The following is a 14,303-nucleotide window of genomic DNA, read 5'->3' as shown; positions in this document are numbered from 1 at the left end:
ATGCAGCAGCTCGCCGTCCTCGTCCGCGACAGCCGGGCCCTGGCCGTCCTCGCCGTCCCGCTCGCCCTCACCCAGCTCGCCCAGGTCGCCCTCACCACCACCGACACCGTCATGATGGGGCTGCTCGGCACCGAGGCCCTCGCCGCCGGCGGCCTGGCCCTCGTCCTCTTCAACCAACTGCGCACCATGGGCGTCGGGCTCGTCACCGCCGTCGGGAACCAGGTCGCGGCGGCCGCCGCCCACGCCGAACAGGCCGAACAGGCGGAACAGGCCGAACAGGCCGAACAGACCGAGCAGGCCGAAGGCACCGCGGCAGCCGACAGCACGGCCACGGGCGGCGAAGAGGTGCGCGGCCTGGTGCGCGCCGCGATGGCCGTCTCCACCCTCGCCGGCATCGTCGGCGCGATCCTCATGGTCCTCATCGGGCAGGCCGCCGGCCTCCTCGGCCAGGACGCCGCCGTCGCCGCCCGCGCCCAGGGGATGCTCGCCGCCCTCGCCCCCGGGCTCATACCGTGTCTGTGGTTCCAGGCGATCCGCCAGTTCACCGTCGGCATGCGCCGCCCCCAGGCACTCCTGCGGATCACTCTCGCGTCCGTCGCCGTCAACGCCTTCCTCAACTGGGGCTTCATCCACGGCACGTTCGGCCTGCCGGAGCTCGGTCTGACCGGCATCGGCGTCGCCACCAGCGGCGTCCACCTGCTGTCCTTCCTGGCGCTCTACGCCGCGGCGCGCCGCGACCCCCGGCTCGCTCCCCTGCTGAGCCTGGACTTCTGGCGTGCCGACGCGCCCACCGTCGGGCGTCTGCTGCGCCTCGGCACACCGATCGCGGCCACCTACGGATCCGAGGCCGGATTCTTCTCCGTCACCGCGCTGTTCGCCGGCAGCTTCGGCGCCGCGGCGCTCGCCGCCCACACCGCCGTCAACCAACTCGTCTACGTCGTCTTCCAGGTCGCCGTCGGACTCTCCCACGCGGCCTCCATCAACGTCAGCCGTGAACTCGCCCTCGGCGACCTCCCCGCCGCCCGCCGCATCAAGAACACGGCCCTCGCGTGCGGAGCCGCCGTCACCACGATCGTCGGCATCGCCTACCTCGCCGCGCCCCACGTCGTCCTGCGCCCCTACTTCGACGCCGGTGCCCCAGCCGATCAGCAGGGCCTGCGGATCGCCACCGGACTCCTCGTCGTCGTCGCCGTGCTGCAGTTCTTCGACTGCGCGCAGAACATCGGTGTCGGTCTGCTGCGCGGCCTCGACGACACCAAGAGCGGCTTTCGCATCACGCTCATCGGCTACTGGGCCGTCGGCCTTCCCGCTTCCTGGCTGCTCGCCCACCCTCTCGGTGGTGGCACCCGGGGCCTGTGGCTCGGCCTGCTCTGCGGGCTGGCCACCACCGCCATCCTTCTCCTGCGGCGCTACAGCCGCGCTCTGCGCACCCGAGAATCCGCCGGGGCCTTCGTCTAGGGCCTGTCCGGCCGATCATGCGGCACCCCCACGCACCAAGCCGTCCTGCGTAGGCAGAGCCGGCAAAGTGATCGGCGGTGGCTTCAGGGAAGTCACCGCCGATCAGCTCCGTCAGCGCATGTCTGTGAGGAGGGTGGTGAGCTCGGCCTCCTGCCGCGCCGGCGACATCGGCGGGTTCGTGTGGTCGATGCCGAAGGTCTTCAGCACCTGGTCCATCTGGGCGTCGAGAAACGTCCAGCCGGTGTTGTCCAGCGGCTGCAACGCGGCCTGATCGGCGTCCCAGAGGTCTCGCAGGGACTGGGCGGCCTTGTGGGCACCGGACGCGTTGCCCGAGCGTGCGTCCTTGAGCGAGGTCGAAGCGAGTGCCTTCAGCGCGTCGACCTTCGCCGCCGGGAACTTCTTCACGGCCTGGCCGGGGGCGAGTTGAACGGTGGAGCTGGCGTCTTCCTCCGGCGCCGGCCCGACGTGCGGCTGGCTGTGCGCCCAGATCAGCAAGGCCCCCGTGGCGACCGCGAGGAGGCCGAAGCCGGCCAGCGCGACACGCTCCTTTCGCGGATTCTCGGTGACCTGCGGGGTGTGCGTGGCGTCGTAGGTCTCGGTCACGTCGGAGCGCGTCACCGTCAGGTAGACGACGGTCGCCAGGATCAGACCAAGGAAGATCAGGCTGGTGGTGAAGGTGCCCAGCGCGAGGCCGGTCGGTTCACCGGGGCCCTGAGCGACCTTCGGTGCGGCGAGCCAGTCACCGATGTTGGCACCCAGCGGGCGGGTCAGGATGTAGGCGAGCCAGAAGGACAGCACCGGGTTCGCGCCGAACTTCCACAGCAGCGTGATCGCCGCGATGAGGCCGAGCGGCAGGAGGACCGACACTTCCGGGCTCCAGCCGGTGAGCTCGAGGGTCCAGTCGCCGGTCGCGGTGCCGAGCGCGAAGGTGACGAGAACGGTGAGCCAGTAGAAGGACTCACGCGAGCGGGTCGTGACCGAGTGGATCGAGAGGGTGCGCTCGCGCAGCCACCACACGCCGAAGACCACGGCGAGCAGGACCGAGAACACGCTGGAGCTGATCCACAGCGGCACGTTGAGCTGGTCGGTCAGGATGTCGGTGTAGAGCGTTCCGGTGACGCTGACAACGACCACGGTCAGCCAGTACGGGAACGGGACGTACCGCTTCAGCCGCATCTGGACGGCCAGGACCACGACGAACACCGCGGTGAAGATCCACGCCGTGTTCACCAGGCCGACGCCCAGCTTCATGTTGATCCAGTCGGCGAAGCTCTCACCGACGGTCGTGCACAGGATCTTGATCACCCAGAACCAGATGGTGACCTCGGGAACCTTGTTCAGCATCAGCCGCCCGCTGCGGCGGCGCGTGCCCACTTCGCTTGTCGTCGTCATGCGGCCAGGCTGGCTCGGCCAACCTGCACTCAACCTGACTACGCGATCGCCTCCGGCGTGGGGAAGGTCACCTCGACGCGACCGTGACCGTCGGCGATCGCGCGAACCGCCACGCCCGCGGACGCGGCGAGGCGCTTCACCACGGCCAGCCCCAGCCCGTGCCCGGCGCCGCTGGTCACACCCGCTTCGAAAACACGGTCCACCTCCGCCGGATCGAACCCCGGGCCGTCGTCGAGGACATCGATCACGACCCCCTGCGGCTGGACGCGCCCCGTGACCCAGACGCGCGACCTCGCATGCCGCAGGCCGTTCTCCAGCAGGGGTGACAGCACGGCGACGACGCATTCCGTGGCCACGGCGACGTCGACGTCGGCCGGGACGGCGAGATCGATGGCGCGACCGGCGATCGCCAGTCGCGCCGCTGCCGTGAGATCGCAACAGGTGCCGCCATCGATCCGTGACCGGGCGGAGCCCAGAATCGTCGTGATCGCCGTGTTCAGCCGGTCGACCTCGGTCAGAACGGACTCCGGTGCCACATGACGACCGGAGAGCTGAGCCAATTGCGCCTCACCCCGCAGGGCCGTCAAGGGGGTCCGCAATTCGTGGGCGATCTCATCGGTGAGCCGGCGCTCGTCGGCGAGCGCGTTGTCCACACGGTCGAGCAGGCGATCGAGAGTCCGCCCGAGTTCCCCGAACTCGTCGCGCGGAACGCCGAGGTCGAATCGGCGCCCGGGTTCCTGATCGCCCCAGTCGTCGGCGAGCGCGGCCATTTCGTGGACCACCCGCAACGCACGACCCACCACGACGTGTGCGACGACGCCCGCGAGAACGATGACGACGCCACCCAACATGAGCGACATCGTCAGGCTGCGCTGCTCCGACGTCTCGTACGGCGTCAGGTCCACCCGCACGACCGCCATCACGTGGTGGCCTTCGAGCCTGATCGGCCGGGCGTACAGAAGATGACTGCCGACCGTGGTGGTTTGGGACCGCCCGGAACCGACCAGCACATCGACGCGGTCGAGGACGCTGTCCGGCACGATCCCGTCGATGAGGTGCCCGTCGGCGTACACCCACGAGACCGTGTCCAGCGCTTCGTTGCCGCTCTCGATCAGTACGACGTGGCGACCGCGTACCGCCACGTTCGCCGCCACCGCCTCCGCGCGGGAATGCGCCAGAGTGTGCGCGTCCGCGTCGGTCACCTGGCTCAGCAGCACATGTGAGACCACCACCAGCACCGCGACCACCGCTGTCGCGATCAGAACCGCGAGCGCGACAACCCTCCCGCGGAAGCCCGTCACTCCCATCGGTAGCCCACCCCACGGACCGTCGCCAGGCGATCGGCCACGCCCAACGCACCGAGTTTGGTCCGCAGCCGACGGACAAAGGAGTCAAGGGTGTTGTCGCTGACCTGCGCGCCGTGCGGCCAGCCGGCGGCGACCAGGGCGTGGCGGCGCACGGCGTCGCCCTGCGAAGCGACCAGTCTGCCCAGCAACCGGAACTCGGTCGGCGTCAGGCTCTCGCTCGTCGAACCGTGGCTCACGACGTGCTTCGCCGGGTCGAGAACGACGCCACTCCGCGGGGTCGCCGCGGTTGTCCTGCGGAGCAGGGCGCGAACCCTCACCAGGAGCTCCGGGATGTCGAACGGTTTGGTCATGTAGTCGTCGGCTCCCGCCTCGAAGCCGCCCACCTTGTGGTGCATGCCGTCCAGAGCGGTGAGCATCAGGACCGGAGCGTCGACGCCCCGCGCCCGCAGCGCCAGGCAGACATCGCGGCCGTCGGCGTCCGGGAGCCCCAGGTCAAGGACGATCAGGTGGGGGGTCGGCTCGAGGTTGCCCAGCAGGCCGGCCGCCGTGGGAGTGACGGCGATCCTGTGGCCGTCGTGCTCGAGGGCGCGCTTGAGGACGCCACGGACAGCCGCGTCGTCCTCACACACCATGATGAAAGCCACGTGCTGCCCCTAGGTTGTCCGGCCGGAGTGCGTCACCAGACGCCTGAATGACTACAGCACTGTAGACGTCACCTGGAACCATAACCGCTCACCGCGGCGACCCGTGTGTTTGATCTTGCCCAGGCCACTCAGGCCACGTGCCGACCGGCGCTGCCGGCGCCCTGGCCCAACCGAGTCCTCGGCGCTGGGGTGCCGGTGGCACTAGTCGGCCTCGTCGTCCGCGGCGGCGCGCTGGACGAGCCGGAAGCCCCAGGGCTCCGGGAGCTTGCGTCCGGGGCGGCGGGGCAGGCCGGGGCCGCGCACCCCGGAACCGCGGGACGGCAGCGGCCGCGCTCGACGTGCCGTGTCCAACAGGGCCTTGAACGCGGACGACGTCCTGAGCAGCGCGCGGAGCCGGCTGTCACGGAAGCCCGCCAGTCCGATGGCGTCGCGTTTCGTGGCGCCGTTGCCCATGGCGACGAGCAGGACCCGCAGCATCGCCGACGTGGGCCGCTCGTCCTGCCGCACCCCGTGCGCGGCCGCCAGAGCGCCGGCCGCGTGCAGGGCGGCTGCGAAGGCGGGGTCCTTGTCGATCCAGCCCTTCAGGACGGGTTCGGGGACCTCGGCCCACACCGCCGCCGCCTCGGATCCAAGTCCCCGCGCGGTCGCCTGGAGTACGTCCCCCATGCGTGCCAGGGTGGCCTCACGCTCGCTCGGCAGGCCGCCCAGCGAGGCCTGCAACGCGTTCTCGACGGCGCCGCGGTCCTTCAGCCAGGCGATCACCCGGTCCGCTTCCAGCGGTTCCTGGTCCGGCGCGGGCCCGGCCTCCTTCGGCTCGTACACCGTCCCTCCCCTCGCCGGTACCCGTCGCCGTGCCGCCGGCGGTCCTAGCGCTCGGCCGGCTGGTTCACCACGGGGGCCGGGGCGGGCCGCTTCGGGCGGTCGGGAGCCAGGAAGAAGGCCATCACCGGGACGACGTACGCGGCCCAGACGATGGTCTGCAGGACGGTGGGGTCGGCCTGGAAGTTGAACACACCCTTGAGGACGGTGCCGTACCAGGAGTCCGGCGGGATCGTCGTGGTGATGTCGAAGGCGAGGTCGCGCAGGCCGGGCAGGAAGTCGGCCTCCTGCAGATCGTGGATGCCGTAGGCGAGGACGCCCGCGGCGACGACGACGAGCATGGCTCCGGTCCAGCGGAAGAACTTGGCCAGATCGATCTTCAGGGCGCCCCGGTAGAAGAGCCAGCCGAGGACGACGGACGTGGCCAGTCCCAGCAGGGCCCCGACAAGGGGGCGGATGCCGTCGTCCGTGGCCTGGACCGCGGTCCAGATGAAGAGCGACGTCTCCAGCCCCTCGCGTCCGACGGCCAGCAGGGAAGTGAGGACGAGGGCACCGGTGCCGACGGCCAGGGCGGCTTCCAGTTTGCCGTGCAGGTCCCGCTTGAGGTGACGGGCGGTGCGCCGCATCCAGAACACCATCCAGGTGACCAGGGCCACGGACAGGATGGACAGGCTGCCGCCGAGGGCTTCCTTGGCCTGGAAGGTGAGGGTGGAGGAACCGAACTGCAGCAGGGCGCCGAACGCGAGCGAGAGCACGACCGCCATGCCGACTCCGGCCCACACGGGCAGCAGTCGGCGGCGGTTGTCGGTCTTGACGAGGTAGGCGACGAGGATGCAGACGACAAGGCTCGCCTCCAGCCCCTCGCGAAGACCGATCAGGTAGTTTCCGAACATTCCGTGTCCTTGTCTCAGGCGGTGCGGCGGGGCTGGTGTCGAGCTGCGAGAGGGCTCACTTCACGACCGCGGCGGCGAGCCGGGAGAGCGGCTCGGCGAGCGCGTTGACGCTGTCCGACAGCTCCTTGCGCCGCTCCTTGCCGACCTTCTCGTACGAGGTGAAGACGTAGCCGGTCCTGTCGGGACGGTAGGTGTCGAGCAGCGTGTTCATGGCGGCGAACTGCTTGTCGAGCTCGGCGACGAGGTCGGGCTCGTTCTTCAGGGCCACCGGCTTGAGCAGCTCGAAGGACCTCTCGGCGCCCTCGACGTTGGCCTTGAAGTCGACCAGGTCGGTGTGCGAGTAGCGCTCTTCCTCGCCCGTCACCTTGTTCTTGGCCACTTCGTCGAGGAGCTCCTTGGCTCCGTTGGCCATGGAGGTCGGGGTGATCTCGGCACGGCCGACCCGCTTCGCCCAGTCCGCGAGGTCCTTGTCGAGGAGGTCGGCGAGCTGCTTCTCCCGGGCACCGATCTTCTTGTCGTGCCACAGCGCCTTCTCCAGGCGGTGCCAGCCGGTCCAGTCCTTCGCCGGGTCCTGGCCGGCCTCGAGGCCGTCCTCGCGGACATCGACCTTGGGGTCGATGTCGCCGAAGGACTCGGCGACGGGTTCGGTGCGCTCCCAGCCGATACGGGAGTCGGCGTACGCCTTCTTGGCGGCCTCGATGTCACCGGCGCGGACCGCGTCGGTGAAGACCTTCGTCTTCGGCAGGGTCTCGTCGGCCTGTGTCTGCGCGAACCGCCGGTACGCGCCGACCGCGGTGTCCATCTCGGGCGAGCGCTCGGCCGCGGTGCCGCCGGTCACGGTGACCTTCTGGCGGATCCCGTCACCCTTCATGCCCGGCTTGCACGCGATCTCGTAGTCGCCCGCCTTGATCTCGGCGGTGATGACGGCCTTGGTGCCGGGGCCGATGTTCTCGCGCTCGCTGACGATCCGGTCGTCCGGGTAGAGCACGTAGACCTCTGTCACCTTGTTGCCGCGGTTCTCCACGTTCAACTTCAGGTGACCGGCCGGGAACTGCTTCTTCGAGACCGAGCAGGAGTCGTCCTTCGAGACGACCCGGACGGCTCCGGGACCGGCCGTGTCCTCGCCCTTCTGCGTACAGCCCGCCAGCGTGGCGACAACGGCTATGGCCGTGCCGGCGCCGACGAACAGGGGGCGGGGGCTGGCGGACATGGGTGCCTCGATTCACGTGTGTGGTCCCGAACAGCTCGGACCGAGCACGTCGCGAGCCGCCGCGGAGTCTACATAAATGTAGTCACTCAGGAAAGGCTTCCCTAAGTTCGCGGTCGCTCGGCGTGCTCGATCACGCGGGAAGCCCGTCCCTGCACGGCTCGGCCGCAGTCACCGGCGGCGCGAGGAGGGGTCCTTCCGTCCGTCCGTCCGTCCGTCCACAGCAGTCACGTTGAACGCGCGTCACGTCCGCTCGAACGAACGTGATCCGTCCCGCCCCACGCCCGCGGCGTTCCTGCGCGGCGCGGCCGGGGCCGCGCCGCTCGGGTCGTCCGGTTCAGCCGCCCAGGACGGTGTTGCCGGTCACCGTGCCGCCGGTGCCGTCGACGGTCACCACGTGCCGCACCCCGTCGGGACCGACGACCACGATCCGCCAGGCCCGGCCGCCGCCCTGCTCCGTGACCGGCGCCAACGACTCGACCTTGCCGTCCTTGACCGCGGAGGCGGCCTTGTCCACGGCGTCCGCCGCGGAGAGCGAGGGCAGCGGGGCCGGAGCCTCGCCGGCCGACATTCCACGGCCGTCCTCGCCGCGCGAACCGCCCTCGCCGTCCGGGATCCGGCCGTCGCGCAGCTTCAAGCCGTCACGCCCGTCGCGGCCTTCGCCCTCGGTCCGGAACCCGTCCCGCCATGCGTGGTCGCCGGCGGCCACGACCCTGCGCTCGCCGCGGCCGTCCTCCTCGTGGTGGTGGATCGCCGCCGCGGCGACGCCGCCGCCGATCACCACCACGGCCGCCGTGCCGGCCACGGCCCAGCGTGCCCGGCCGCCGACCAGCCGGCGCCTGCCGACGGGCTTCGCCGTCGTACCGGGACCGTCCTCGTCCGGCTGCTCCTGCGGCTCCCTTGGTTCCTGCGCACCCACGGATTCGCTCACTGCGCCCACCCCGATCTCCCGGAAAGGTCCGGGCCCTGTGCCCGGTCGTCGCGCACAGCATCGCTGGAGGCCGCTGAAGACTTCCTGAAGACCTGAAGGCACCTTCAGCTTCGTGCCTGGCCGACCCGGGGACCTGCCACCCTGGGGGCATGCGTGTACTGGTGGTGGAGGACGAGCGCCGGCTGGCCCTGGCGCTTCAGCACGGCCTGACGGCCGAGGGCTTCAGCGTGGACGTCGCCCACGACGGTCTGACCGGGCTCACCAAGGCCACCGAGCGCGCCTACGACGTGGTCGTGCTCGACATCATGCTGCCCGGCCTCAACGGTTACCGGGTGTGCCAGCGGCTGCGGGCCACGGGCAGCAACGTCGGCATCCTCATGCTCACGGCCAAGGACGGCGAGTGGGACGAGGCCGAGGCGCTGGACACCGGCGCCGACGACTACCTGTCCAAACCCTTCTCCTTCGTGGTGCTCGTCGCCCGCCTGCGGGCGCTGGCCCGCCGGATCGGCACCCGGGCCCCGCGCCGCACCGTGCTGGGCGACCTGGTGGTCGACTCCGCCGCCCGCACCTGCACCCGCGGGGGCGTGGCCGTCCCGCTCACCCCGCGCGAGTTCGCCGTCCTCGACCACCTCGCCCGGCGGGCCGGGGAGGCCGTCTCCAAGCGGGAGATCCTGGACGAGGTCTGGGACAGCGGCGCCGACAGCGACCCCAACACCGTCGAGGTCCATGTCAGCGCCCTGCGACGCAAGATCGACACACCGTTCGGGCGGGCGGCGGTCCAGACCGTCCGAGGCGCCGGATACCGACTGGCGGCCGACGGTGGCTGAGCCCGATCCGACCACGCGGAGACCGAGGCGTCGCGGGACCCTGCCCGCCGCCCGCCACCGGGTCCGTGCCGCGCTGGGCCGCCTCACCGGACATCCCCGTGCGGCCGCGCTGATCCGCCGGCTCGCGCCGCGCTCGGTCCGCACCCGCACCACCCTCGCCGCGTGCGCGAGCGTGGCCGTCGTCCTGCTCGCCACGTCGGCGGTCGTCCTGCTCCTGCTGCGGGGCAACCTCGAACGCACGGTGGAGACCGGGGTCCGCGCGCAGGCCCGGGACGTCGCCCGCCTCGCCGCGGACGGCCGTCTGCCCCGACCGGTGACGCTCGGCCCCGGAGCCGACTTCATCCAGGTCGTCGACGATCACGGCAACGTCGTGGCGGAGAGCCAGAACCTCACCGGGCGCGCCGCCCTCACACCCACCGGCACCCACAACGGCCACCGGACGTACGACCTCGACGCCCTCGGCGAGGAACACCACCAGCGCGTCACCACGGTCACCACCACCGGCCCCACCGGCCAGGTCACCATCCACGTCGGGGCCTCCCTGCGCACCGCCGACGCCGCCGAGGACGTCACCGCCGCGGCCCTCGCCGCCCTCAGCGCCCTGCTGATCTCCACCGTCGGCCTCCTGACCTGGCGTACGACCGGCCGCGCGCTGCGGCCCGTCGAGGCCATCCGCGCCGAGGTCGCCGCCATCGGCGACCGCGACCTGGACCGCCGGGTGCCCGCCCCGCGCAGCGACGACGAGATCGGCCGCCTCGCCGACACCATGAACGCCATGCTCGAACGGCTGGAGGCCGCGGGTACGCGGCAGCGGCAGTTCATCGCCGACGCCTCGCACGAACTGCGCAGCCCCCTCGCGGTGCTGCGCACGCAGTTGGAGGTCGCCCTCACCCATCCCGATCCGGACGTCCGCGACACCCTGGTGGCGGGCGCGCTCCAGGACACCGAGCGGCTCCAGGCGCTCTCCGCCGACCTGCTGCTGCTCGCCCGCCTCGACGCCACCGGACAGAGCCGGCCCACCGAACCCGTCGACCTCGTCGAACTCGCCCGCACCACCGTGGCGGTTCGCTCCACCGACTCCCACCCGGTGGTGCTCCACGCCCCGGACGACCTCACCGTTCCCGGCAACGCCCTGTGGATCGGCCGGCTTCTGACCAACCTCCTCGACAACGCCCAGCGCCATGCCCGGCACACCGTCACGGTGCGGCTCTCGGCGGACCCGGAGGCCGGTGAGGCCGTCCTGGACGTCACCAACGACGGCCCGCCGATCGCCCCCGCCGACCAGGAGAAGATCTTCGAGCGGTTCGCCCGTCTCGACGACGCCCGCAGCCGTGACGACGGCGGCACCGGTCTCGGCCTGCCCATCGCCCTGGACATCGCCGCCCTTCACGGCGGCACGATCACCGTCCTGGACACCCCGGACGGCACCACGTTCCGCACCCGCCTTCCTGCCGGCACCCGGGCATGACGGCGGGTGGCACCGGCCGGTGGCACAACCCGATCGGATGCGAGGATACGAAGGAGACGCAAGGACGATTCACTTGTCTCGTCGCGGGACGCCGACACCCCGGACGGGATGAGGGACGGGGGCACCATGCAAGGCCTGTCGAAGGCATCCGGACCCGGTGGCGAGGCTCGGACGCCGGCGCCCGAACCGGTCCCCTTCGCCCCGGGATCCGTCCTGTGGGACCTCGCCGGTGACGTACGGATGCTGTTCGCCCTGCCCTCCGCCCTGGTGCTCCAGGTCGCGCACCCGGCCGTCGGTGCCGGCGTCGACGACCACTCGGTCTTCCGCACCGACCCCTGGGGCCGCGCGCGGCGCTCGCTGGAATCGCTCCAGCTGTGGGTCTACGGCGGCGAGCGGGCCCTGGAGGAGGGGCGCCGGCTGCGGCGCCTGCACAAAACGATCTCGGGTACGGACGGTCACGGCCGCGCCTATCACGCCCTGACCCCGGCCTACTACGCCTGGGTCCACGCCACCGCCTACCCGGTCTTCATACGGGCCGCGGACTGTCTCTCCCGCCCCTTGACCGAGGACGAACAGCGCCGCCTCTACGACGAACTCCTCCGGCTCGGTGACATCCTCGGCATCCACCGCCGTGACATGCCGCCCACACCGGAGGCGTACTGGCGGTACTTCGACGCGATGGTCCGCGACGAGCTGGAGGCGACGGTCGTCGTCCGGGAACTCCTCGACCCGCACCGCCCCGTCGCGCTCCCGGACGGATCACCCGCCCTGCTCCGCGGCCTCTGGCCCCTGCTGCGCCCGCCGCTGGCCCGGTTGAACGTCTTCGTCACGACCGGCCTGCTGCCGCCCGCGGCACGGGAGCGGCTCGGCCTGACGTGGAGCACCCGCGACGAACGCCGACTGCGCCGCTTCGGAGCGGTCGTCCGCAGGACGGTCCCGCTCCTCCCGGAGCGACTGCGCTACCTACCCCTCGCCTACACCGCCCGCCGCGCGGCAGCCGGCCTCCCGACCCCCGGAACGCACGCGTCGCGGTGACCTGAACCTTCGGGGCGTCCCGGGGGAGGAAGTGGCCACGGATCAGATCGGCCTCACGGACCGCCGGTGTGGACAGCCTCTGTCGAGGGCGGCTCGTGGAGGGGTCAAGTCGGTTGCCGCTCACGGGTGTTGTGCGGTGGTCCGATCGCGTTCGCATGCGTGATGCGTCTGTTGCTGGGGATGTACGGGAGGAGAGACACGAACCCCGGCCGCACAGTGAGGTGCTGCAGAGATGGATCGCACGTTCTTCCCCCGTTCACGGAGAATCGCCCCGCTCGTCGCCCTGACCGCCGCGGCCTTACTGCTCGCCTCGGGATGTTCCAGCAGCTCGGGCGGCAAGAAGGCCGAGGAGAGCGGGGGCGGTGGCGCCGCGGGGAAGGCGGACACGCCGCGGATGACGGTCGCCCTGGTCACCCACCAGGCGGCCGGCGACACGTTCTGGGACATCGTCCGCAAGGGCGCCGAGGCCGCGGCCGCCAAGGACAACATCAGGCTCGTCTACTCGCACAACCCGAACGCGGGCGACCAGGCCAACCTGGTGCAGAACGCGATCGACCAGAAGGTCGACGGCATAGCCATCACCCTGGCCAAGCCCGACGCCATGAAGGACGCGGTGAGCAAGGCGACTTCGTCCGGCATACCCGTCGTGGGACTCAACTCCGGTCTCAGCGACTGGAAGAAGCTCGGCCTGATGGAGTTCTTCGGCCAGGACGAGACCGTCGCGGGCGAGGCACTGGGCAAGAGACTGAACGCGGAAGGGGCCAAGAAGGCCGTCTGCGTCATCCAGGAGCAGGGCAACATCGGCCTCACCCAGCGGTGCGACGGCGTGAAGAAGACGTTCAGCGGCAGCACGCAGAACCTGTACGTCAACGGCACCGACATGCCGTCCGTGAAGTCGACGATCACCGCCAAGCTCAAGCAGGACCCCGCGATCGACTACGTCGTCGCGCTGGGCGCCCCGTACGCCCTGACCGCGGTGCAGTCGGTCGGCGACGCGGGCAGCAAGGCGAAGATCGCCACCTTCGACCTCAACAAGGAACTCACGGGCGCCATCAGCAAGGGCACCATCCAGTTCGCCGTCGACCAGCAGCCCTACCTCCAGGGCTATTTGGCGATCGACTCGCTGTGGCTCTACAAGAACAACGGCAACTACAGCGGCGGCGGCGAGCAGCCGGTGCTCACCGGTCCGGCGTTCGTGGACAAGAGCAACGTCGACCGCGTCGCCAAGTTCGCCACGAAGGGCACCCGGTGACGAGCGCGGCCGGGCCGACGGCGACCGCGCCGCCGGCTCCCGGCCCCGGGACGACCGGCGGGCGAACGGCACGGCGCCCCCTGGCCCTGCGGCTGCTCGCCCGCCCCGAGGTCGGGGTGTTCCTCGGCGCCGCCGCCGTGTTCGTCTTCTTCCTGATCGCGGCCCCGTCGGTGCGCTCCGGCAGCTCGATGGCGACCGTGCTCTACCAGTCGTCGACGATCGGCCTCGTGGCCCTGCCCGTGGCCCTGCTGATGATCGGCGGCGAGTTCGACCTGTCCGCCGGCGTCGCGGTGATCACCTCGGCGCTCACGGCGAGCATGCTCAGCTACCAGCTCACCATGAACGTGTGGGCGGGTGTCGTGGTGGCGCTCGTCCTCTCCCTCGCGATCGGGGCGTTCAACGGCTGGATGATGGTCCGCACCGGCCTGCCGAGCTTCCTGGTGACGCTCGGGACCTTCCTGATCCTGCAAGGCGTGAACCTCGCGGTCACCAAGCTGGTCACCGACAACGTCGCCACCGACGACATCAGCGACATGGACGGGTTCGGCCAGGCGAGGCGGATCTTCGCCTCGTCCTTCGACGTCGGCGGCGTCCAGGTGAAGATCACGGTCGTCTGGTGGCTCGCCTTCGCGGCGCTCGCCACCTGGGTGCTGCTGCGCACCAAGTACGGCAACTGGGTCTTCGCGGTCGGCGGCGACCAGGACAGCGCCCGCGCGGTCGGCGTACCGGTGACCTTCACCAAGATCACCCTGTTCATGGCGGTCGGCTTCGGCGCCTGGTTCGTCGGCATGCACCAACTGTTCTCGTTCAACACCGTGCAGTCGGGCGAGGGCGTCGGCCAGGAACTCATCTACATCGCCGCGGCGGTGATCGGCGGCTGTCTGCTCACCGGCGGTTACGGCTCCGCGATCGGCCCCGTCTTCGGGGCCTTCATGTTCGGCATGGTGAACCAGGGCATCGTCTACGCCGGTTGGAACCCCGACTGGTTCAAGGCCTTCCTCGGCGTGATGCTGCTCGGCGCCACGCTCGTCAATCTGTGGGTCCGCCGCACGGCGACCCGGAGGTGAACC

At 70.9% G+C, this 14,303-nt stretch carries 13 protein-coding genes; 6 read left to right on the top strand and 7 right to left on the bottom strand.

Annotated features, from left to right (window positions below):
• Window positions 1-1,458, top strand: a complete 1,458-nt coding sequence (locus tag ACZ4TO_RS17375; RefSeq protein WP_468024597.1) for an MATE family efflux transporter — start codon at window positions 1-3, stop codon at window positions 1,456-1,458.
• Window positions 1,459-1,569: 111 nt separating this feature from the next.
• Here the strand turns inward: ACZ4TO_RS17375 and ACZ4TO_RS17370 are convergent, their stop codons facing one another.
• The 7 genes from ACZ4TO_RS17370 to ACZ4TO_RS17340 all read right to left on the bottom strand — a co-directional run bounded on the left by ACZ4TO_RS17370 (window position 1,570) and on the right by ACZ4TO_RS17340 (window position 8,651).
• Entirely contained in the window at window positions 1,570-2,850 is a 1,281-nt protein-coding gene (locus tag ACZ4TO_RS17370) for a COG4705 family protein (RefSeq protein ID WP_468024596.1), read from the bottom strand.
• Between the two features lie 38 nt (window positions 2,851-2,888).
• Window positions 2,889-4,157, bottom strand: coding sequence for a sensor histidine kinase (locus ACZ4TO_RS17365; protein WP_382786286.1), 1,269 nt, complete (start codon window positions 4,155-4,157; stop codon window positions 2,889-2,891).
• Entirely contained in the window at window positions 4,148-4,801 is a 654-nt protein-coding gene (locus tag ACZ4TO_RS17360) for a response regulator transcription factor (RefSeq protein ID WP_385039327.1), read from the bottom strand. The genes ACZ4TO_RS17365 and ACZ4TO_RS17360 overlap by 10 nt, the downstream gene beginning before the upstream one ends.
• Before the next feature lie 201 nt (window positions 4,802-5,002).
• Window positions 5,003-5,623 (bottom strand): hypothetical protein, encoded by a 621-nt coding sequence (locus ACZ4TO_RS17355; RefSeq protein ID WP_468024595.1) that lies wholly within the window; start codon window positions 5,621-5,623, stop codon window positions 5,003-5,005.
• A gap of 44 nt (window positions 5,624-5,667) precedes the next feature.
• A complete protein-coding gene (gene efeU / locus ACZ4TO_RS17350) occupies window positions 5,668-6,513 on the bottom strand; it encodes an iron uptake transporter permease EfeU (protein WP_382786293.1) in 846 nt (281 codons plus the stop codon).
• Between the two features lie 55 nt (window positions 6,514-6,568).
• Window positions 6,569-7,723: an iron uptake system protein EfeO gene (efeO, locus tag ACZ4TO_RS17345; protein ID WP_468024594.1), complete on the bottom strand. Its 1,155-nt coding sequence runs from the start codon at window positions 7,721-7,723 to the stop codon at window positions 6,569-6,571.
• Between the two features lie 334 nt (window positions 7,724-8,057).
• Entirely contained in the window at window positions 8,058-8,651 is a 594-nt protein-coding gene (locus ACZ4TO_RS17340) for a hypothetical protein (RefSeq protein ID WP_468024593.1), read from the bottom strand.
• 149 nt (window positions 8,652-8,800) lie between these two features.
• Here ACZ4TO_RS17340 and ACZ4TO_RS17335 point away from each other — a divergent pair, with 149 nt between their 5' ends.
• The 5 genes from ACZ4TO_RS17335 to ACZ4TO_RS17315 all read left to right on the top strand — a co-directional run bounded on the left by ACZ4TO_RS17335 (window position 8,801) and on the right by ACZ4TO_RS17315 (window position 14,300).
• On the top strand, window positions 8,801-9,478 hold the full coding sequence (locus ACZ4TO_RS17335) for a response regulator transcription factor (protein ID WP_382786309.1): 678 nt from the start codon (window positions 8,801-8,803) through the stop codon (window positions 9,476-9,478).
• Entirely contained in the window at window positions 9,471-10,946 is a 1,476-nt protein-coding gene (locus tag ACZ4TO_RS17330; protein ID WP_468024592.1) for a sensor histidine kinase, read from the top strand. Before ACZ4TO_RS17335 ends, ACZ4TO_RS17330 begins: the two co-directional genes overlap by 8 nt.
• A gap of 126 nt (window positions 10,947-11,072) precedes the next feature.
• Complete coding sequence (locus tag ACZ4TO_RS17325; RefSeq protein ID WP_468024591.1) at window positions 11,073-11,981, top strand: oxygenase MpaB family protein; 909 nt, start codon at window positions 11,073-11,075, stop codon at window positions 11,979-11,981.
• 232 nt (window positions 11,982-12,213) lie between these two features.
• Window positions 12,214-13,233, top strand: coding sequence for a sugar ABC transporter substrate-binding protein (locus tag ACZ4TO_RS17320; RefSeq protein WP_382786318.1), 1,020 nt, complete (start codon window positions 12,214-12,216; stop codon window positions 13,231-13,233).
• Window positions 13,230-14,300, top strand: a complete 1,071-nt coding sequence (locus ACZ4TO_RS17315; RefSeq protein WP_468024590.1) for an ABC transporter permease — start codon at window positions 13,230-13,232, stop codon at window positions 14,298-14,300. The genes ACZ4TO_RS17320 and ACZ4TO_RS17315 overlap by 4 nt, the downstream gene beginning before the upstream one ends.
• Window positions 14,301-14,303: the final 3 nt, after the last annotated feature.

This window comes from Streptomyces sp. NPDC028298 (genome assembly GCF_055565895.1).
This window is presented reverse-complemented; position numbering and strand designations above follow the sequence as displayed.

Excerpts from the sequence above, each read along its gene's own strand:
- ACZ4TO_RS17335 (WP_382786309.1), top strand. The coding sequence starts at position 8,801 with ATGCGTGTACTGGTGGTGGAGGACGAGCGCCGGCTGGCCCTGGCGCTT.
- ACZ4TO_RS17325 (WP_468024591.1), top strand. The coding sequence starts at position 11,073 with ATGCAAGGCCTGTCGAAGGCATCCGGACCCGGTGGCGAGGCTCGGACG.
- efeU (WP_382786293.1), bottom strand. The coding sequence starts at position 6,513 with ATGTTCGGAAACTACCTGATCGGTCTTCGCGAGGGGCTGGAGGCGAGC.
- ACZ4TO_RS17365 (WP_382786286.1), bottom strand. The coding sequence starts at position 4,157 with ATGGGAGTGACGGGCTTCCGCGGGAGGGTTGTCGCGCTCGCGGTTCTG.
- ACZ4TO_RS17320 (WP_382786318.1), top strand. The coding sequence starts at position 12,214 with ATGGATCGCACGTTCTTCCCCCGTTCACGGAGAATCGCCCCGCTCGTC.
- ACZ4TO_RS17375 (WP_468024597.1), top strand. The coding sequence starts at position 1 with ATGCAGCAGCTCGCCGTCCTCGTCCGCGACAGCCGGGCCCTGGCCGTC.
- ACZ4TO_RS17370 (WP_468024596.1), bottom strand. The coding sequence starts at position 2,850 with ATGACGACGACAAGCGAAGTGGGCACGCGCCGCCGCAGCGGGCGGCTG.
- efeO (WP_468024594.1), bottom strand. The coding sequence starts at position 7,723 with ATGTCCGCCAGCCCCCGCCCCCTGTTCGTCGGCGCCGGCACGGCCATA.